Consider the following 18,951-nt stretch of genomic DNA (forward strand, 5'->3'; position numbering starts at 1 on the left):
TGGGCGCCCGGCTACGGGAAGGCGATCTCGACGCCCTTGCGGTCGCTGGTGTAGCGGGCGTTCCACACGTACATCTTCAGGTCGCCGGCGGACAGGCCGTCCTTCACCGGCAGATCGGTCGCGATCCGCACCAGGTACGTCGCGCCCGCGGGCATCATCTGGTCGCCGTTGTCCTCGACCGGCGCCTTCGACCCGCCGAGCCGGGCGGTGATCTCGCTGTGGTTGGGGAGGGTGCACAGGTCGTCGGGGATGCCGGGCTGCGGCATGCAGCGGTCCTGCGCGTCGGAGGGGACCTGCGACTTCGGCATGAACAGGTCCGCGGGGAAGTCCAGCAGGACGGGCCTGCGCTGGCTGTTGGTGAGGACGTAGTCGGCGTAGGCGTACGTCGTGCCGGACGGCGGCGCCTCGGTCGCGCCCAGCGGCTGCCGGTCCGTCCCGGCCTTCACCGCGGCGAGGCTGTAGCCGTAGCCCTCGGGGGTGGTGAAGTTGACGGGCGGCCCGGTCTTCGGCGGCGGCGCGGTGCTCTGCGCCCCGGTCTCGCCCTGGCTGGCGAGCGACGGCCGGCCGCCGCCGCCCGCGGTGCCGTCCGGGCGGAAGTAGACGATCCCGGCGGCGACGGCGGCGATGCCGACGATGCCCGTGAGGGCGCCGGCGAGGCCGAGCCGGCCCGCGCCGCTCTTCCTTCTTCGGCGGTGTGAGTGGTAGCTGTTCGACACGTTTCTCGTGCTCCCTCGGGCCCGTTTCGTGCCCAGTAAGCGGGTCCTGCCTGCAGGGGCCAGACACGATACAGGACGGCCGGAACGACGGCGGCCGGGCCTCCCTCACCGGGGAAGCGGCGGAACCACCTGGTCAGGGCCTTACGAAGTGCGTCCGACAAGGGCGTCGCGGCCGAGCCCGCGCAGCGAGGCGTCCAGCACCTGCGCGGTGTGCGCGACCGCGATGGGGGCGCCGCGGCGTTGCAGCGCGGTGGCGATCTGCATGGAGCAGCCGGGGTTGGCGGCGACGAGTAGTTCGGCTCCGGTGGCGTCCACGTTCACCGCCTTGCGGTCGCCCAGTGCGGAGGCGGCCTCCGGCTGGAGGAGATTGTAGGTGCCGGCGGACCCGCAGCAGAGGTCGGGCTCGGCTATCTCCGCGACGGTCAGCTCCGGGATCCCGGCCAGCAGGGCCCGTGGCTGGGCGCGGACGCCCTGCGCGTGGGACAGGTGGCACGCGTCGTGGTAGGCGACGGTGACCGGAAGTGGCCGACGTTCCGCGCGGGGCCCGAGTTCCACGAGGAACTCGGCGAGGTCCCTGGTCTTCGCCGACAGCGCCTCGGCGCGCGCGGCCCAGGCCGGGTCGCCGGCGAGCAGCGTCCGGTACTCCTTCATCGCCGAGCCGCAGCCCGCCGAGTTCACCACGATGACGTCGGCGGACTCGAAGGTCTCGACGGTCCGGCGGGCGAAGGCGCGGGCCTCGTCTTCGCGGCCGGAGTGCAGCGACAGCGCCCCGCAGCAGCCCTGGTTCGCGGGGATGGCCACGTCGCAGCCCTCCAGCGCCAGGACGCGCGCGGTGGCCGCGTTGACGCCGGGGAAGAACTCGCCCTGGACGCAGCCCGTCAGCATCCCGACCGTCGCGCGGCGCTTCCCGCGCGCGGCGACGAACTCGGGAAGGCGCGGCGCCTTGCCCAGGGGCGGTGCGAGGCGCTCCATGGCCGCGATGGACGGCGAGATGCGTTCCAGCACGCCGCTGCGCCGCACCAGGCGGTCCAGACCCGACTTCTGGTAGGCGCGCAGCGGGCCGCGCAGCGCGCGGAGCCGACGCTTGTACGGGAACAGGCGGAAGATGGCCTCGCGTATGGCCCGCTCCTTCAGCGAACGGGGATGCTCGCGTTCCACCTCCGCCCGGGTGGTCTCGATGAGCCGGTCGTACTGCACGCCCGACGGGCATGCCGTCACACACGCCATGCATCCGAGGCACTGGTCGAAGTGCTGCACCATCGGCGCGTTGAGGGGCGCGCCCTCGACGTGCTGCTGCATGAGGTGAATGCGGCCGCGCGGGGAGTCCATCTCCTCACCCCACAGCACATAGGTGGGGCACGTCGGCAGGCAGAAACCGCAGTGCACGCAGTCGCCGAGAAGCTTCGGGAGGTCGTCCTGGGCGCTCATCTAGATTCCTCCCACGAAGCGGCCGGGGGACAGCCGGTGATCCGGATCGAACTGGTCCTTCACCCGGCGCATAAGGGAGAGGGCCGGCACGGGCCCCCACAGGTCGATCTCACCGCGCACTTCCTGCGGCGCATAGCGGACGACGGCGGTGCCCCTGTACCGGCCCAGGACGTCGCGCAGCGCGCCGAGTGCCGCGCCCACCTCCTCGGATGTGGTGCCGGAAGGGAGGCCGATCTGCCCGTGTCCGCTGCCGCTCCATGTCATCGCCACGCCGGGCCGTAGGCCGTCGACGAGGCCGACGAGTTCGCGGAGGGACGGCGGTGGTGCGGTGACGTCAATGAGGGTGGTGCCGTCCGGGTACAGGCCCCAGCCGTCCGGTGCCTCATCGGTGATCTGGGCGTCGCCGCCGAGGAGCTTCACGAGCTGCCCAGCGCGCGCGGCGACACCGTCCGGGACGCCTTCCAGTAGCGCCGCGACCGTCCCGGGACCGATGAATTCGAGGGCGCTCGGAGCCGTGGGGGAGTGCAGGACGGTCTGTACGGCCTCGTGCGCCTCGTCCGGGCCGCCGACCCGGCGCGTGACCCACGCCGTGCCGGCCGGTACCGGATGCAGGCGGAACGTCGCCTCCACGATGAGCCCGAGGGTGCCGTACGAGCCGGAGAACAGCCGCCCCAGGTCGTATCCCGCGACGTTCTTGACGACCTTCCCGCCGGAACGCGCGATCTTCCCGTCCGCCCGGACGACCGTGAGCCCGATGACGAGGTCGCGCGGCGTCCCGAACAGCGTCCGGAGCGGGCCGGCGGCCGCGGTGGCGATCGTCCCGCCGACCGTGGAGCCGGGCAGCGGGACGTCCAGGGACAGCCGCTGCCCCTTCTCCGCGAGCCGCTCGGCCAGCGCCTCCAGCGGCAGCCCGGCCTCCGCGGTGGCGACGAGGTCGCCCGAGGCGTGCTCGACCAGCCTGTTCAGCCGGTGCGTGTCCACCAGCAGATCGCAGCGCTCCGGGGGAGTCCCCCAGTCCAGCCGCGTCTCGGCGCCGCGCGGGACCACGGACAGGCCCTGCTCGGCGGCGACGCGCATCACCTCCGCGGCCTCCGCTGCGGACGCCGGCGCCGCCACCAGCGCGGGCTGCACGCCCAGCACGCCCTCCTCGGGCTCACCGGCGCGGACGTCGCCGCAGACCTTCGCCAGAGCCTCCAACGGCCGCATCAGAAGATGTCCGCCTTTCCCTCGTACGGGTGCGGGCCCTTGCGCACGCCCGGGACCTCGCCGCACAGCCGCGGCGTGGGGAACACCTTCCCCGGGTTGCACAGTCCCGCGGGATCGAACCCGCAGCGGACCATCTGCATCGTGTCCAGATCGGTGTCGGTGAACATCCGCGGCATGTAGCGGGACTTGTCGACGCCGACGCCGTGCTCGCCGGTGATGGACCCGCCGTGCTCGATGCACAGGTCGAGGATCGCGCCCGACACCTCCTCGGCGCGCTCCGCGGCGCCCGGTTCGGCGTCGTCGAACAGCACCAGCGGGTGCAGGTTGCCGTCCCCGGCGTGGAACACGTTCGCCACCCGCACGCCCGACTCGGCCGACAGCGCGTCGATCCGCGCCAGCACCCGCGGCAGCGCCGTGCGCGGGATCACGCCGTCCTGGACGAGGTAGGCGGGGCTGATCCGGCCGACGGCGGCGAACGCCGACTTGCGGCCCTTCCAGATCAGCGCGCGCTCCGCGTCGTCCGCGGCGATCCGGATCTCGAACGCGCCCGCGTCCCGGCACAGCCGCTCCACCTCGGCGAACTGCGCGGCGACCTCCGCGTCCGGGCCGTCCAGCTCCACGATCAGCACCGCGCCCGCGCCCGGCGGGTACTCGCAGCGCACCGCCGCCTCGGCCGCCTCGATGGACAGCGCGTCCATCATCTCGATCGCGGCCGGCACCATCCCGGCGCCGATGATCGCCGACACCGCCGTCCCGCCCGCCTCGATGGAGTCGAACGCCGCCAGCAGCGTCTGCACGGTCTCCGGCACCCGGGTCAGCCGCACCGTGATCCTGGTGGTGATGCCGAGCGTGCCCTCCGCCCCGACGAACACGCCGAGCAGGTCGTAGCCGGGGCCGTCCGCCGCCAGCTCCACCAGCTCGCCGTCCGGCGTCACGACCTCGCACGCGAGCACGTGGTGCGCGGTGAAGCCGTACTTCAGGCAGTGCGCGCCGCCGGAGTTCTCCGCCACGTTCCCGCCGACCGAGCAGATCTGCTGGCTGGACGGGTCGGGTGCGAAGTAGTACCCGTACGGGCGCACCGCGCGGGTCACGTCCAGGTTGATCACGCCGGGCTCCACCACGGCGCGCTGCCCCGGGATGTCGATCTCCAGGATCCGCCGCATCCGGGACGTGACGATCAGCACCCCGTCCGCGCGGGGGAGCGCGCCGCCCGACAGGCCCGTCCCGGACCCGCGCGCCACGTAGGGGACGCCCGCCTCCGCGCACGCGCGCACGATCGCCGTGATCTCCTCGGCGCTGTCGGGCAGCACGACGATCCCGGGCGTCGAACGGTGGTTGGTGAGGCCGTCGCATTCGTACGTGCGCAGCCGCACCGGGTCGGTGATCACCCGGTCGGGTCCGAGCAGCGCGTCCAGCTTCAGGGCCAGCGACTTGAGTACCGGTTCCATCCCCTCCACCATCCTCCGGGTCCCGTGCGGACGGCAAGATCGGGCCGCCTCGCCGACGGCGGGACCGGGCCGCCCCGCGCGGGGCGGCCCGGTCCCGGCATCACATCACGGGAACTGCTGGTAGGCGGGGGTGGTGAGGAACTCGGAGTACTCGTCGGCGAGCGTGACCTCCTTGAAGAGGGTCACGGCCTGCTCGTAGCGCGGCTCGTTGTAGGCGTCGCCGAGCTCGGCGCGGATCTTGGCCAGCTCCTCGTCCAGGAGCCGCTCCACCCACTCCTTGGTGATCTTCTGGCCCTCGGCGGTGGAGACGCCGTTGTAGATCCACTGCCACACCTGCGAGCGGGAGATCTCCGCGGTGGCGGCGTCCTCCATGAGGTTGTGGATGGCGACGGCGCCGGAGCCGTTCAGCCAGGTGGCCAGGTAGCGCAGGGCGACGTCGATGTTGTTGCGCAGGCCGGCCTCCGTGATGTCGCCCGGGGTGGCCTTGACGTTGAGCAGGTCGGCGGCGGTGACGCTGACGTCCTCGCGGAGCCGGTCGCGCTGGTTGGGCTTGTCGCCCAGCACGCCGTCGAAGACCTCGCGGCAGACCGGGACGAGGTCGGGGTGGGCGACCCAGGAGCCGTCGAAGCCGTCGCCGGACTCGCGGGTCTTGTCGGCCCGGACCTTCTCCAGGGCGACCTTGTTGACCTCCTCGTCCTTGCGGGACGGGATGAACGCGGCCATGCCGCCGATGGCGTGCGCGCCGCGCTTGTGGCAGGTGCGGACCAGCAGCTCGGTGTAGGCGCGCATGAACGGCGCGGTCATCGTGATCGCGTTGCGCTCGGGCAGCACGAAGTCGGCGCCGCGGTCCCGGAACTTCTTGATCACCGAGAACAGGTAGTCCCAGCGGCCGGCGTTCAGGCCCGCGGAGTGGTCGCGCAGCTCGTAGAGGATCTCCTCCATCTCGAACGCGGCCGGGATCGTCTCGATCAGCACGGTCGCGCGGATGGTGCCGCGCGGGATCCCCAGGCGGTCCTGGGCGAGGTTGAAGGCGTCGTTCCACAGCCGCGCCTCGAGGTGGCCCTCCATCTTCGGCAGGTAGAAGTACGGGCCCTTGCCCTTGTCCAGCTGCCGGCGCGCGCTGTGGAAGAAGTAGAGGCCGAAGTCGAACAGCGAGCCCGACATCGGCTCGCCGTCGACGAGGAGGTGCTTCTCCTCCATGTGCCAGCCGCGCGGGCGGACCACGATGGTGGCGAGCTCGGCGTCGTCCTTGAGCGCGTAGGACTTGCCGGACTTGGCGTCGGTGAAGTCGATGGTGCGGTCGAGGGCGTCGCGCAGGTTCAGCTGCCCCTCGATCATGTTGTTCCACAGCGGGGTGTTGGCGTCCTCGAAGTCGGCCAGCCACACCTTCGCGCCCGAGTTGAGCGCGTTGATGGTCATCTTCCGGTCCGTCGGGCCGGTGATCTCGACGCGGCGGTCCTCCAGGCCCGGCGCCGGGTCGGCGACCCGCCAGGTCGCGTCCTCGCGGACGGACGCGGTCTCGGGCAGGAAGTCCAGCGTGCCGCCCTCGGACAGGCGGCGCTGCCGCTCCGCGCGGGCCGCCAGCAGCTCCTTGCGGCGGCCGCCCAGTTCACGCTGCAGTGCGGCGAGCAGGCCGAGCGCCTCGGGCGTCAGGATCTCCTCGTACCGCTCCCCGAGAGGCCCGTTGACCTCGACACCTTCCAGTTCGGCCATCTGCTCGCCCTTTCGTATCGTGAAATTCCACTTCTGTCTTACGGAGTAACGCTACTCGGCGGTACGGAGCCCGGTCAAAGCGGGGGCGCCCCGCCGGCCGTGCCGTTGACCTCCCCGCGCGCGCGGCGGGTACGCACCTGATAACCACGTGACCCGCGAGGACGGCGCGTGAGACGATCCCCGGGAAGACACAGCCGCGCCGCGGCGTTCTACCGAGGACATATGACTCTTCCTTTCTCTGCAGACCAGACCCACGAAGACCGGACCTACGACGAGTTCGAAGCCGAGCCCATGACCGGCGAGCTCGACCTCGAGGACCGGCGGGCACTGCGCCGCGTCGCGGGACTGTCCACCGAGCTCACCGACGTCACCGAGGTCGAGTACCGCGCCCTGCGGCTGGAGCGGGTCGTCCTCGTCGGCGTGTGGACGGAGGGCACCGCGGCCGACGCCGAGAACTCGCTGCGCGAACTGGCGCTGCTCGCCGAGACCGCGGGCTCCCAGGTGCTCGAGGGGCTCGTCCAGCGCCGGTCCCGGCCCGACCCGGCCACCTACATCGGCTCCGGCAAGGCCGCCGAGCTGCGCGACGTCGTCATCTCGACGGGCGCCGACACCGTCATCTGCGACGGCGAGCTGGCGCCCAGCCAGCTGCGGCACCTGGAGGAGACCGTCCAGGTCAAGGTCATCGACCGGACCGCGCTGATCCTCGACATCTTCGCCCAGCACGCCAAGAGCCGCGAGGGCAAGGCGCAGGTCGAGCTCGCGCAGCTCAACTACCTGCTGCCGCGCCTGCGCGGCTGGGGCGGCAACCTGTCCCGGCAGGTCGGCGGGCGCGCCGCCGGCGGCGTCGGCATCGGCGGCCGCGGCCCCGGCGAGACCAAGATCGAGCTGGACCGGCGGCGGATCCGCACCCGGATGGCCAAGCTGCGCCGGCAGATCGCCGAGATGTCCAAGGCCCGCGACACCAAGCGCGGCGAGCGGCGCCGCAACGAGGTGCCCGCCGTCGCCATCGCCGGCTACACCAACGCCGGCAAGTCGTCCCTGCTCAACCGGCTCACCGGCGCCGGGGTGCTGGTGGAGAACGCGCTGTTCGCCACCCTCGACCCCACCGTCCGGCGGGCCGAGACGCCGGGCGGCCGCGCCTACACCCTCGCCGACACCGTCGGGTTCGTCCGGCACCTGCCCCACCAGCTCGTCGAGGCGTTCCGCTCGACGCTGGAGGAGGTCACCGACGCCGGGCTGATCCTGCACGTCGTGGACGGCTCCGACGCCGACCCCGAGGCGCAGATCGACGCCGTCCGGGAGGTGCTCCGCGAGATCGGCGCCGACGCGATCCCCGAGATCATCGTCATCAACAAGGCGGACGCCGCCGACGACCTGGCCATCGCCCGCCTCCAGCGGCGCGAACCGCACAGCGTCGTCGTCTCCGCCCGCACCGGGTTCGGCATGGAGGACCTGCGGGAGGCCATCGAGGCCGACCTGCCGGGCCTGGAGGCCGAGCTGCGCGCGCTGGTGCCGTACGAGCGCGGCGACCTGGTCGCGCGGGTGCACGACCGCGGCGAGGTGCTCAAGCAGGAGCACGTCGCCGAGGGCACGCTGCTGCACGCGCGCGTCCCCGAGGACGTCGCGGGCGAGCTGTCCCGGTACGAGATCGCGGCGCAGATCGTCTGACCGCGCCGGCCTCCCGGCCGCGTACGCGTTCGCACGGGCCCGGGCCGTCCGAAAGGGCGGTCCGGGCCCGTCCGAATATCGTCCCCGGGCGGATCCTGGTCGCCGAACGGTGACAGCTTCCCCAATCGGCTTGACGGTTCAGTTGAAATCCGTACGGTCGAAGGGCTAGGGGGCGGGTGATGGCTGTCGATGGGCTGCGAACGCACACAACGAGGTGCACGGACGGGCGTGCGGGCCGTGTCCGGTCGGTCGGCCGGGCCCGCTCAGAGCTTGTCGGGCGGGCCTTCAGTGCACTACCGTGACGAAACCGATATCTCCGGTCTCGTTGCCAGTGGTGGTCGCCCGATCACCCGACCCTCCAACGGTGAATCGCCGGCACCCAGTCGGCGTTTCGGATCGAGAGCAGGTGGCCCCATCGATGGCAGGTGCGAACACCGGACGGCGAGCAGGCGGCCCGCTCCGTCCCTCCCTGCTCCTTGCACACGGAGCGTCCGGTACCGCGCCCGGCGGCGCGTCGTCCCAAGCAGGTCGGTGACCCTATGACGGTACGGCTGTTGACGAACATCGGCAGGCTCTGGACGGGCACCGACGTCTGCAGCAACGCCGCCGTGCTGATCCACGACGACCGGATCGTCTGGGCCGGTCCCGCCTCGGACCTCCCGCAGAGCGTCCCGGGGATCATCGACGACATCGTCGACGTCGACCACGTGGAGAACCTCGGCGGCGGCCTGGTCACCCCCGGCCTCATCGACGCCCACTCCCACCCCGTCTACGCGGGCAACCGGTGGGCCGAGCTCGCGATGCGCACCAGCGGCTCCTCGCACTCGGCCATCGCGGCGGCGGGCGGCGGCGTCAACTCCACCGTCACCGTGACCCGCGGCACCGACCCGTGGACGCTGTGCAACGGCGTCCGGGAACGGCTGCGCCAGTGGATCCTCGCCGGGACCACCACCGTCGAGGCCAAGACCGGCTACCACCTCACCCGCGACGGGGAGCTCGCCGACATCCGGATGCTGCGGTCGCTGGAGGGCGAGCCGTCCATGCCGCGCATCCACGCGACGTTCCTGGCCGCCCACATCCTCCCGCCGGAGTTCTTCGGCCGCCGCCGCGACTACATCGAGGCCGTCCGCCTGTGGGCCGGCGACGCCGCCGTGGCCGGCGCCGACTCGATCGACGTCTACTGCGACGAGGGCCACTTCACCGCCGAGGAGGCCCGCGCCCTCCTGCTCACCGGCAAGCGCGCCGGCCTGAAGGCCCGCATGCACGCCTGCGCCAACGAGCGCATCGGCGCCGCGCAGGTCGCCGCCGAGGTCGGCTGCGCGTCCGCCGACCTGCTCACCCAGGCCAACGACGACGACATCAAGGCCCTCGCGCACGCCGGCGTCACCGCCACCGTCTGCCCCGGCAGCGCCCTCAACAGCAGCCGCGCCCCGGCGCCCGTCCGGCAGATGCTCGACCGCGGCGTCACCGTCGCGCTCGGCACCGACCACAACCCGGGCCAGTGCGGCATCACCTCGATGCCGCTCGTCATCGGCCTGTCCGTCGCGATGTTCGGGCTGAGCGTCACCGAGGCGCTGCGCGCCGCCACCCTCGGCGGGGCCGCCGCCCTGCGCGTCGGCGACCGCGGCTCCCTCGCCCCGGGCATGCTCGCCGACATCGTGCTGTGGGACGCCGACCACGAGGGCGCGTTCGCATGGGCGTTCGGCCTGCGCGCCCTGCGGGTCTGGCGCGGCGGCGTCCCGGTCCAGCCCTGACGGCCGGGGGTAATGTCCCGTTCATGGGCAGCGCCGTCGCGGTCGTCACGGATTCCACCGCCTACCTTCCGCCGGGGCTCGCCGAACGGCACGGGCTGACCGTCGTCCCCATGCAGATCTCCCTGGGCGGCCCCATGCGCGACGAAGGCGACATCGGCGGCGAGGAGGCGGTCCGTGCGCTCCGGGACCGGCGGCCCGTCAGCACGTCCCGCCCCTCACCCGGACGGTTCGCCCAGGCCTACGAGAGCGCGGCGGAGGCCGGTGCGGGAGCGGTGGTGTCCGTGCACCTTTCCGCCGCCATGTCCGGGACGCTCGCGGCCGCCCGCCTCGCCGCCGCGGACGCGCCCGTTCCCGTCCACGTCGTCGACAGCGGCACCATCGGCATGGGACTCGGGCTCGCCGCCCTCTCCGCCGCCGCCGCCGCGATGGCGGGCGCGGATGCCGAGACGGCCGCGCGCGTCGCGTCGCGCCGCGCCGCGATGTCCCGGTCCCTGCTCTACGTCGACACGCTCGAGCACCTGCGCCGCGGCGGCCGGATCGGCGCCGCCGGGGCGCTGCTCGGCTCCGCGCTCATGGTCAAACCCCTCCTGGACATCGCAGGCGGGCGGATCGTGCCGCTGGAAAAGGTCCGCACGTCCGCGCGGGCCCTGGCCCGGCTGGAGGAGATCGCCGTCGAACAGGCGGGCTCCCGCCGCGTCGACCTCGGCGTCCAGCACCTCGCCGCCGCCGCCCGCGCCGACGCCCTCGCCGCCCGGCTGCGCGACCGCATCCCGCACGTCGAGGACGTCTACGTCGGCGAGGTCGGCCCCGTCATCGGCGCCCACGTCGGCCCCGGGATGCTCGGCGTGGTGATCGCCCCGCACCTCTGACCTGTTCGCCATAACCCCTGGTCAGACGGGGTGCGTCGCGGGTTATCCACATTTTCCGCAGGCCCTGCTCGCGGGCGGGCGCCGCACCTAGCGTCGGCGTCATGACAGCCAACGACCGCCTCCAGGGCCTCGCCGACCGGCTCAGACCGCCCGCGCAGCCGCCGTCCGCCCGCCTGCGCTCCGGACCCGAGAGGGCGAACGTCCGCGTCCTGGCCGTCATCGCGGTGATCGCGGCGCTCGTCGCCGGCGGCTACCTCTGGCTGGCCCGCCCCCGCCCCGACCCGGCCCCCTCGACCGCGGACGCCGCCGCGACCGAGGTCCCCGCCGCGGCCCCGTCCCCGGGACCGTCACCCGGCGCCGTCCCCGCCGGTGCCGCGAACCCGGCGTCCGTGGTCGTCCACGTCCTCGGCAAGGTCAAGCACCCCGGGGTGGTCACCCTCCCGTCCGGCTCCCGCGTCGAAGAGGCCATCAAGGCCGCGGGCGGCGTCCGTCCCGGCGCCGGTACCGGCACCCTCAACCTCGCCCGCAAGCTCGTCGACGGCGAGCAGATACCGGTCGGCGTCCGCCTTCCCTCGCCCGCGCCCGGCACCCCGCCACCGGGCCAGCCGCCACCCGGCTCCGCCGCGCCGGGCACGCCCGTCGACCTCAACACCGCCACCGCCGAACAGCTCGACCAGCTCCCCGGCGTCGGCCCCGTCCTCGCCCAGCGCATCGTCGACTACCGCACCCAGCACGGCGGCTTCCGCTCCGTCGACCAGCTCCAGGACGTCGACGGCATCGGCGCCCGCCGCTTCGCCGACCTGAAACCGATGGTGCGCGTATGACCCGCGACCTCCGCCTGGCCGCTCCCGCCCTCGCCACCTGGATCACCGCGGCCCTGACGATCGGCTTCCCACCCGCCCTCACCTGGACCGTGGCCGCCACCACGACCGCCACCGCCATCTACCTCCTCGCCACCCACCGCCCACCCCCCACCACCCCGCCAACACCACCTCCCCAGCCCGAGAACACCACCGGCCCCTCCTCCGAGACCAACCAGCACCCCGACGGCCCCCAGCCGCGGACGTCGCCGCCGTCGCTGGCGCGCAGAAGTGGGCAACAAGCCGCCCAGGATGCGCCCTTGTCGTCGGACGCGGCGGGGAGAGGGGCGCCTTGGTCGGAGGAGGCCATTCGGTTCTCGTCTGGGAGCGGACAGGGGCAGGGTGGTGAAGAGCAGTGGACGCCGCCGGGACGAGCGTTCAGGCGCGGAGGGGCAGCCGCCGCTCGCGATCAGCCCTTGCTGGCGGACAGGGCGGTCGAGGGAGTGCGGCGCACGGCTGCGGGAGTGGTGGTCGAGCAGCGGGCGTCGGGGCGGTCGGCGACCGATGAAGAGCGCTCGGGCCCAGCACTTCTGCGGAGGGTCCGGAACTGGGTCGGCGCAGGCGGGGCTTCACGCGCCCTCAACCGGCGGCTGCTGGGAATGGTGCTGGTCTGTATCGCCGCGTCCGCGACGGGTGTGGCGTTCCGTGCGACGGCTGTTGGTACGGGGCCGGTGCGGGCGCTCGCGCAGGTCGGCGGGGCAGCAGCGGCAGAGGCGGTGCTGACAGGGGATCCGCAGGCCAGGAAGGCCGGCGGGCGGCCCATGGTGATCGTCCGGGCGCGGGTCGAGGCGGTGGAGCGGGCCCGGGTGCGCGTGCCGGTGCTGCTGATCGCGCACGACCCGCGGTGGCTCGGGCTGCTGCCGAGCCAGCGGGTGCGGCTGCGCGGCCGGTTCGAGAAGCCGCGCGGCGCCGAGCTGCTTGCCGCCGTGGTGATCGTGCGGGGCCCGCCCGCGCTGCTCGGCGGCCCGTCCGCCGTCCAGCGGGCCGCCGAATCCGTCCGGGCGCGGTTGCGCGCGGCGGTGGCCCGGCTCCCGCCCGACCAGCGGGGCGTCCTGCCCGGCATGGTCGACGGCGACACCTCCCGGCTCGATCCGGCCCTCGCCGAGGACTTCCGCACTGCGGGCCTGAGCCACCTGCTGGTCGTCTCCGGCGCCAACCTCGCGATCGTCATCGGCGCGGTGCTCTGGCTGTGCCGCGTCGCCGGGCTCGGGCGGAGGCGCGCCCCGCCGGTCGCGGCCGTCGCGGTGGCCGCGTTCGTCCTGGTCGCGCGGCCGGACCCGAGCGTCCTGCGGGCCACGGTCATGGGCCTGGTGGCGCTCCTCGCGCTGTTCACCGGACGGTCACGGCAGGGCGTGCCCGCGCTCTGCGCGGCGGTGCTCCTCCTCGTCCTGATCGACCCGGAGTTGGCGCGGTCATACGGCTTCGCGCTCTCCGTGCTGGCGACGGCGGGCCTGCTCGTCCTGGCGCCGCCCTGGCGGGAGCGGCTCGCGCGCCGCCTGCCCGGCCCGCTCGCGGACGCCCTCGCCGTCGCGGCGGCCGCCGAGATCGCCGTCGCGCCCGTCCTGGTGATGCTCTCCGGAGAGGTCGGTGTGGTGTCCCTGTTCGCGAACCTGCTCGCCGCGCCGGCCGTGGCGCCCGCGACGCTGCTCGGCGCGCTCGGGACCGCGATCGCGCCCGTGTCGCTGCCGCTCGCCCGACTGACGGTCCGGCCCGCCGGCCTGGCCGTGGGCTGGATCATCTGGATCGCACGGACCGTTGCCGCGCTCCCGTACGCCACCATCCCGTGGACGGGCGGCGGCCTCGGCGCGGTGACGCTGCTGCTGGCCGGTGGGGTCGCCGTCCTGATCCTGCGCCACCCAGGGCTCCGCACGGCCGCCGTCGCGGCGATGGCCGGGGTTCTGATCGCCGTCGTCGTGCTGCGAATCACGGCCCCGGGCTGGCCGCCGCCGGGCTGGCAGATGGTCGCCTGCGACGTCGGTCAGGGCGACGCCCTCGCGCTCGCCGCCGGACCCGGCCGCGCCGTCGTGGTGGACACCGGCCCCGTCCCCGCCCCGGTCGACCGCTGCCTCTCCGGCCTGCACGTGAAGGACGTTCCGCTGCTGGTCCTGACCCACCCGCACGCCGACCACATCGGCGGAACGTCCGGCGTCCGGCACGGGCGCACCGTCCAGGAGGTGGTGAGGACGTCCCTGACCGACGGCGCCGAGAACCGCTTCATCGCCGGTCTCCCGTCCCGTCCCGCGCTCGCCGGAGGGCAATGGCGCGTCGGCGACCTCACCCTCGTGATCCTCGCCCCTCTGGCCACCGGCCCCGCCCTGTCACCGCAGGACGACGGCACCACGATCAACAACGCCAGCGTCGTCCTCGTGGCCCGCCGTCCAGGATTCAGCGCCCTGCTCGCCGGCGACGTCGAGACCGAAGCACAGCGCGTCCTGGAGACGAGCGTTCCCCGCGTCCAGGTGCTCAAGGTCCCGCACCACGGCTCGCGCAGCCAGGATCCGCGCTTCCTGGCCGCCGCCCATGCGGCGATCTCGCTGGTCTCGGTCGGACGGGACAACGACTACGGCCACCCGGCCCCCTCGACGCTCGGCCTCCTGCACCGCCTTCGCACCCAGGTCCACCGCACCGACCAGGACGGCGACATCGCCATAGTCCGCACCCGAACCGGCATCGCCGCCGTCCCCCACCACTGACCCGCCCGCCTGACGGCGGGCGGTGACGTCCGGTGAGGGCGTCTGCTGGGAGGCAGGAGATTGACGCCGGGGGCGGGTTGGCGGAAGCGGCGGCAGGGATCGGGAGGTGGCGCGGGGAGGGGGCGGGGCGTGGCATGCTGCAAGGGTGTCCGAGGCCATCATCCTGATCGTGGGAGACGAAGAGCTGCTCGTGGAGCGGGCGATCGGCGAGGTCGCCGCGTCCGTGCGGGCGAAGGACCCGGACGCCGAGGTCATCGACCTGGCGCCGGGCGGGCTGGAGCCCGGGCGGATCTCAGAGCTGACGTCGCCGTCGCTGTTCGGGGGCGGGAAGGTGCTCGTGATCCGGTCCGCGCAGGACCTCGGCAAGGACCTCACCGCCGAGGTGCTCAAGTACGCCAAGGACCCGGCGGACGACGTGGTGCTCGTGGCCGTCCACCACGGCGGCGCCAAGGGCAAGGCCCTGGTGGACGGGCTGACGAAGCTGAAGGCGCGCAAGATCGCCTGCCCCAAGGTGACCAAGATGGGGGAGCGCGTCGACTTCGTGCGGACGGAGATCCGCCGGTCCGGCGGGAAGATCTCGCCGGACGCGGCGCGCGGGCTGCTGGACGCCGTCGGCAACGACCTGCGCGAGCTGGCGGCCGCGTGCAGCCAGCTCGTCGCCGACACCGGCGGGAAGGTCGACGACGCGGCCGTCGCGCGCTACTACCGGGGGCGCGCCGAGGTCAGCGGGTTCACCGTCGCGGACAAGGCGATCGAAGGGCAGCTCGCGGAGGCGCTGGAGCAGCTGCGGTGGGCGCTCGCGACCGGCGTGGCGCCCGTGCTGATCGTCAGCGCGCTCGCCCAGGGCGTGCGGGGGTTGGCGAAGGTCGGCGGTGCGCCCAGAGGCGCCCGTGGCGCCGCGCTGGCCAAGGACCTCGGGATGCCTCCGTGGAAGATCGAGCGCGTGCAGAAGCAGTTGCGCGGCTGGTCGGGCGACGGGGTGGCGCGCGCCCTCACCGCGGTGGCGGAGGCCGATGCCCAGGTGAAGGGCGGCGCGGCCGACCCCGCCTACGCGCTGGAGAAGACCGTCGCCGACATCGTCGCCGCCCGCAACTGACCGCCCCCCACCGCCCGCAGTTGACCGCCCGGCGTCACCCGTGGGTAACTGCCCCGCCTCTCCGTAGGTGACCGCCCTGCGTGGCCTGCGGCTTGATCGTCGTCCTTGCCCGCGTGTGACTGCCGTACGTCTTCGGTTTGATTACCCTGCGCGGCCATCGACTCGATCACCGTCTGCTGCCCACGGCTGACCGCTCTGCGTCGTCCGTCGGTGACTGCCGTCCGTCGCGCGTGGGTGATCCCGTGCGCTGCCCGCGGGTGACTGCCGTCTGGTGCCGTGGGGGATCGCTCTGCGGTGTCCGAGGGTGACCGCCCTGTGCGTCTGTCGCGTGGGTGACCGTCGTTTGTCGGGTGTTCGGCGGGGATCGAGGCGCTGGGCGTGTGGCGTCAGGGCACAGCGGCTCGGGTACGGGTTGGCGCTCGGTGGGCGGGCGGCGGCCCTGTTGAGGGGTTTAACGCCGCGCGCGGTGTGCGGGAGGCGGTGTGCGCGGGGCGGCGTGCGCTTGGCTCGCGGGTCAGGGGGACTCGGCGGCGGTCTTGAGGCCGTTGGCCTCCATGGTGACGTAGCGGCGGGTCCGGGAACCCATGAGGAGGGCGATCAGCGGGGCGAGGGGGCCGGTCTGGTCGAGGGTGAGGCGGAGGGTGCTGCCGCCCGACGGGCGGGGGAGGACTTCGTGGCCGCCGGTCGTGGTGACGCCGGGGGACGAGGATCGCCAGGTGAAGTTCTCGTTCTCGGTGAACGTGGTGACCGTCCAGACCGCGGCGGGCATCCCGGGCTGGTGGACGCGGGCGCGGGCGCCTTCGCGGAGAGGGGCGTCGAGGAGTTCGACGCGGTTCATCGAGGCGGTCAGGTCGGGCCAGCGCTCGACGTCCTTCAGCAGGTTCCAGACGGTCTCGGGGGCGGCGTCGATGTCGACGGCGATCTCGAAGTGCACGGTGGGCTCCCGGTGGTCAGCGTGGTGCGGATCCTGGTCAGCAGGCCGGTGACGAGGGGGTCGGCGTCGCGGCCCGGCAGGTGGACGGCGTAGTAGGGGACGGCGGGCAGGTCGATGATCTCGCGGAGGACGACCCCCGGCGGCGGGACGACGCAGCCGTTCACGACGGCGAGACCGGCGCGCAGGGACACGAAGTGCAGCAGGAGCGGCCAGCCCTCCGCCTCGACGGCGGCCGTCCACGGCACGCCGGCGGCGCGGAGCGCGCGCTCGAGGGCGACGCGGTGCGGGCCGGCCGGCGGCGGGACGACCAGGGACGCGCCGGCGAGGTCGGCGAGGGCGAGGGACGGGCGGGCGGCGAGCGGATGGTCGTCCGGGACCGCGAGGGCCTGCGGGTACGCGGCCAGCGGGACGGTCGCGAGGTCGGCGGGCAGGACGTCCAGGACGGCGACGCCGAGGTCGGCGCGGCCGGTGCGGACGGCGGTGAGGGTGCGCGCGCGGTCGCCGTTGATCAGCCGGACGCCGTGCCGGACGGCGTCGCCGAGCAGGTAGAGGTAGGCGCCCTCGCCGGCGGCGAGGACGGGGAGCCGGGACGGCGCGGTGCCGTCGAGGTCGGCGAGGAACGCGGAGACGCGGGCGTCGAGGTCGCGGGCGAGGCGGGCGACAGCCTCGCCGGCGGGGGTGAGGGCGATGCGGCGGCCGTGCCGGGTGTAGAGGGGGCGGCCGAGCGTCTCGGCGAGCTTGCGGATCTTGACGTGCAGGGCCGGCTGGGAGATGTGCAGGTCCTCGGCGGCGCGGGTGAAGTTGAGGCGCTCGGCGAACGCGGCGAAGGAGGCGAGCGCGTCGGTGGACACGCGGCTCAGCTCCATAGACGAGAACTATAGACCGCCGAGCATTCGATAGTTCAGTTCTAGCGGTGACGCGGCCAGGCTCAAGGCATGGAACCTCGTCTCGGCATCGATTTCGGCCGCGTGATCCAGGGCGTCTCGGCTCCGGGGACGGCGGACACGGCGTTCCTCGGCGGGTCCTTCGCGCAGGCGCTGGCGTCGCCCGCGGCGGACGGCGTGTACGACGTGCTGCCGGGGCTCGTGGACGCGTTCGGCGGCCGCGCGTGGATCATCTCCAAGTGCGGCGACCGGGTCCGCGAGCGGACGCTGGCGTGGCTCGACCACCACGACTTCTACGGCAGGACCGGGCTGGCCAGGGGGAACGTGCGGTTCTGCCGGAAGCGGCCCGAGAAGGCGCTGCACTGCGCGGAGCTCGGGATCACCCACATGATCGACGACCGGCTGGACGTGCACCGGGCGATCCGCGACGTCGTCCCGTACCGGTACCTGTTCGGGCCGCAGAACGGCGAGGTCCCGGACTGGGTGCGGCACGTCCCGTCGTGGGCGGACGCCGCGGCGATCAGCGAAGATATTCCGGCGGGACGGCGTCGGCCAGCCACACGCCGTTCGCGCTGACGCGGAACTCGTGGCCGTCGGCGGCCATCCGCCCGGCCTCGACGACCAGCACGACGGGCCGCCCGCGGCGGGCGCCGACGCGCCGCGCCGTCTCGGTGTCGGGCGACAGGTGGACGGCGTGCCGGTCCATGCGCCGCAGGCCCTCGCGCCGGATCGCGGGGGCGGCGGCCTCGGTGGTGCCGTGGTACAGCAGCTCGGGCGGCGGGACGGCGGGGAGCCCGAGGTCGACGTCGATGCTGTGGCCCTGGACGGCCCGGATCCGGTCGCCGTCGAGGGCGTAGCGCCGCTTGTCGTTGACGGCGACGACGTGCTCGAGCTCGGCGCGGGTGAACGGGAAGCCGTGCCGGGCGGCGGCGTCGAGCAGGTCGGGGACGCTCGCCCAGCCGCCGGCGTCGAGGGTGAGGCCGATCCGCTCGGGGCGGTGCCGCAGGTGCTTGGCGAGGTACTTGGAGATCTTCACCGTACGGCGAGCGTCCATGGGTCCCCGACCGCCTTCCCGCCCGGGCATGCGTCAGGGCCGGTCACGGTGGACCGGCCCCGGGCGTGCGCGTCTACCTGAGCGCCGTGCTCACTTCGCCTGCAGGGCGGCGGCCTGCTTGGCGATCGCCGACTTGCGGTTGGCGGCCTGGTTCTTGTGGATGACGCCCTTGCTGACGGCCTTGTCCAGCTTGCGGGCGGCGGCGCGCTGCGCGGCGACGGCGGCCTCGATCTCGCCGGACTCCGCGGCCTCGCGGAACTTGCGGATCGCGGTCTTCAGCTCCGACTTGACGGCCTTGTTGCGCAGCCGCGCCTTCTCGTTCTGCTTGTTCCGCTTGATCTGGGACTTGATGTTAGCCACGTCGTAGTGCCTCAGCCTTGGTTGCGATCATGGCCTGCCGTCTCGGCAGGCGCGAACAGGATGTCTGACGGGGGCGGACGGTGCCCCCGGGGCACGACGCTACGCCACACGCAGTCGCACAGCCTACCAATCGGGCCCGTCCGCCGCGAACCGGCCGGGTCCGGCGGGCCCGGGGGCGCCGCGGAGGCCGTGCACGGAGCATCAGGTCCGGCATGGGACTATGGATGTACAGATCCATTGTCCACCTGTGAGTTTGCGAACGGACCCC

Annotated in this window: 16 protein-coding genes; 7 read left to right on the forward strand and 9 right to left on the reverse strand. The window is 73.6% G+C overall.

Features of this window, described 5'->3' with window-relative positions; genetic code table 11:
* Positions 1-11: 11 nt before the first annotated feature.
* The 5 genes from ABZ914_RS07390 to aceB all read right to left on the reverse strand — a co-directional run bounded on the left by ABZ914_RS07390 (position 12) and on the right by aceB (position 6,511).
* Positions 12-716, reverse strand: a complete 705-nt coding sequence (locus tag ABZ914_RS07390) for a hypothetical protein (protein ID WP_500192221.1) — start codon at positions 714-716, stop codon at positions 12-14.
* 141 nt (positions 717-857) lie between these two features.
* Positions 858-2,144 carry a (Fe-S)-binding protein gene (locus tag ABZ914_RS07395; protein ID WP_500192222.1) on the reverse strand — a complete coding sequence of 429 codons (1,287 nt, stop codon included), beginning with the start codon at positions 2,142-2,144 and terminating at the stop codon, positions 858-860.
* On the reverse strand, positions 2,145-3,350 hold the full coding sequence (locus ABZ914_RS07400; RefSeq protein ID WP_500192223.1) for an FAD-binding oxidoreductase: 1,206 nt from the start codon (positions 3,348-3,350) through the stop codon (positions 2,145-2,147).
* On the reverse strand, positions 3,350-4,798 hold the full coding sequence (locus ABZ914_RS07405; RefSeq protein ID WP_500192224.1) for an FAD-linked oxidase C-terminal domain-containing protein: 1,449 nt from the start codon (positions 4,796-4,798) through the stop codon (positions 3,350-3,352). Before ABZ914_RS07405 ends, ABZ914_RS07400 begins: the two co-directional genes overlap by 1 nt.
* Positions 4,799-4,903: 105 nt before the next feature.
* Positions 4,904-6,511 (reverse strand): malate synthase A, encoded by a 1,608-nt coding sequence (aceB, locus tag ABZ914_RS07410; protein WP_500192225.1) that lies wholly within the window; start codon positions 6,509-6,511, stop codon positions 4,904-4,906.
* A 222-nt stretch (positions 6,512-6,733) separates the two neighbouring features.
* Here aceB and hflX point away from each other — a divergent pair, with 222 nt between their 5' ends.
* The 6 genes from hflX to holA all read left to right on the forward strand — a co-directional run bounded on the left by hflX (position 6,734) and on the right by holA (position 15,451).
* Positions 6,734-8,179 (forward strand): GTPase HflX, encoded by a 1,446-nt coding sequence (gene hflX / locus ABZ914_RS07415; RefSeq protein WP_387031220.1) that lies wholly within the window; start codon positions 6,734-6,736, stop codon positions 8,177-8,179.
* Between the two features lie 539 nt (positions 8,180-8,718).
* Positions 8,719-9,933 (forward strand): imidazolonepropionase, encoded by a 1,215-nt coding sequence (gene hutI, locus ABZ914_RS07420; RefSeq protein ID WP_173099701.1) that lies wholly within the window; start codon positions 8,719-8,721, stop codon positions 9,931-9,933.
* A 23-nt stretch (positions 9,934-9,956) separates the two neighbouring features.
* Positions 9,957-10,802, forward strand: a complete 846-nt coding sequence (locus tag ABZ914_RS07425) for a DegV family protein (protein ID WP_500192226.1) — start codon at positions 9,957-9,959, stop codon at positions 10,800-10,802.
* A 101-nt stretch (positions 10,803-10,903) separates the two neighbouring features.
* Entirely contained in the window at positions 10,904-11,626 is a 723-nt protein-coding gene (locus ABZ914_RS07430) for a ComEA family DNA-binding protein (RefSeq protein ID WP_500192227.1), read from the forward strand.
* Positions 11,627-12,261: 635 nt separating this feature from the next.
* Entirely contained in the window at positions 12,262-14,355 is a 2,094-nt protein-coding gene (locus ABZ914_RS07435) for a ComEC/Rec2 family competence protein (protein ID WP_500192228.1), read from the forward strand.
* Positions 14,356-14,500: 145 nt separating this feature from the next.
* On the forward strand, positions 14,501-15,451 hold the full coding sequence (gene holA, locus ABZ914_RS07440) for a DNA polymerase III subunit delta (protein ID WP_347256656.1): 951 nt from the start codon (positions 14,501-14,503) through the stop codon (positions 15,449-15,451).
* A gap of 514 nt (positions 15,452-15,965) precedes the next feature.
* Here holA and ABZ914_RS07445 read toward each other — a convergent pair.
* Both ABZ914_RS07445 and ABZ914_RS07450 read right to left on the reverse strand, forming a co-directional pair.
* Entirely contained in the window at positions 15,966-16,385 is a 420-nt protein-coding gene (locus tag ABZ914_RS07445) for an SRPBCC family protein (RefSeq protein WP_387031213.1), read from the reverse strand.
* Entirely contained in the window at positions 16,325-17,251 is a 927-nt protein-coding gene (locus tag ABZ914_RS07450; protein ID WP_500192229.1) for a LysR family transcriptional regulator, read from the reverse strand. The genes ABZ914_RS07445 and ABZ914_RS07450 overlap by 61 nt, the downstream gene beginning before the upstream one ends.
* A gap of 69 nt (positions 17,252-17,320) precedes the next feature.
* Between ABZ914_RS07450 and ABZ914_RS07455 the strand changes: the two genes are divergently transcribed.
* Entirely contained in the window at positions 17,321-17,845 is a 525-nt protein-coding gene (locus tag ABZ914_RS07455) for a hypothetical protein (protein ID WP_500192230.1), read from the forward strand.
* Here the strand turns inward: ABZ914_RS07455 and ABZ914_RS07460 are convergent.
* Both ABZ914_RS07460 and rpsT read right to left on the reverse strand, forming a co-directional pair.
* Complete coding sequence (locus ABZ914_RS07460) at positions 17,790-18,323, reverse strand: RNA 2'-phosphotransferase (RefSeq protein WP_433139200.1); 534 nt, start codon at positions 18,321-18,323, stop codon at positions 17,790-17,792. The two genes, ABZ914_RS07455 and ABZ914_RS07460, sit on opposite strands and share 56 nt — an antisense overlap.
* Positions 18,324-18,413: 90 nt before the next feature.
* On the reverse strand, positions 18,414-18,683 hold the full coding sequence (rpsT, locus tag ABZ914_RS07465) for a 30S ribosomal protein S20 (RefSeq protein WP_190856199.1): 270 nt from the start codon (positions 18,681-18,683) through the stop codon (positions 18,414-18,416).
* Between the last annotated feature and the right edge of the window lie 268 nt (positions 18,684-18,951).

Origin of the sequence: Spirillospora sp. NPDC046719 (assembly GCF_040645715.1) — a bacterium.
Taxonomy (GTDB): Bacteria; Actinomycetota; Actinomycetes; order Streptosporangiales; family Streptosporangiaceae; genus Spirillospora.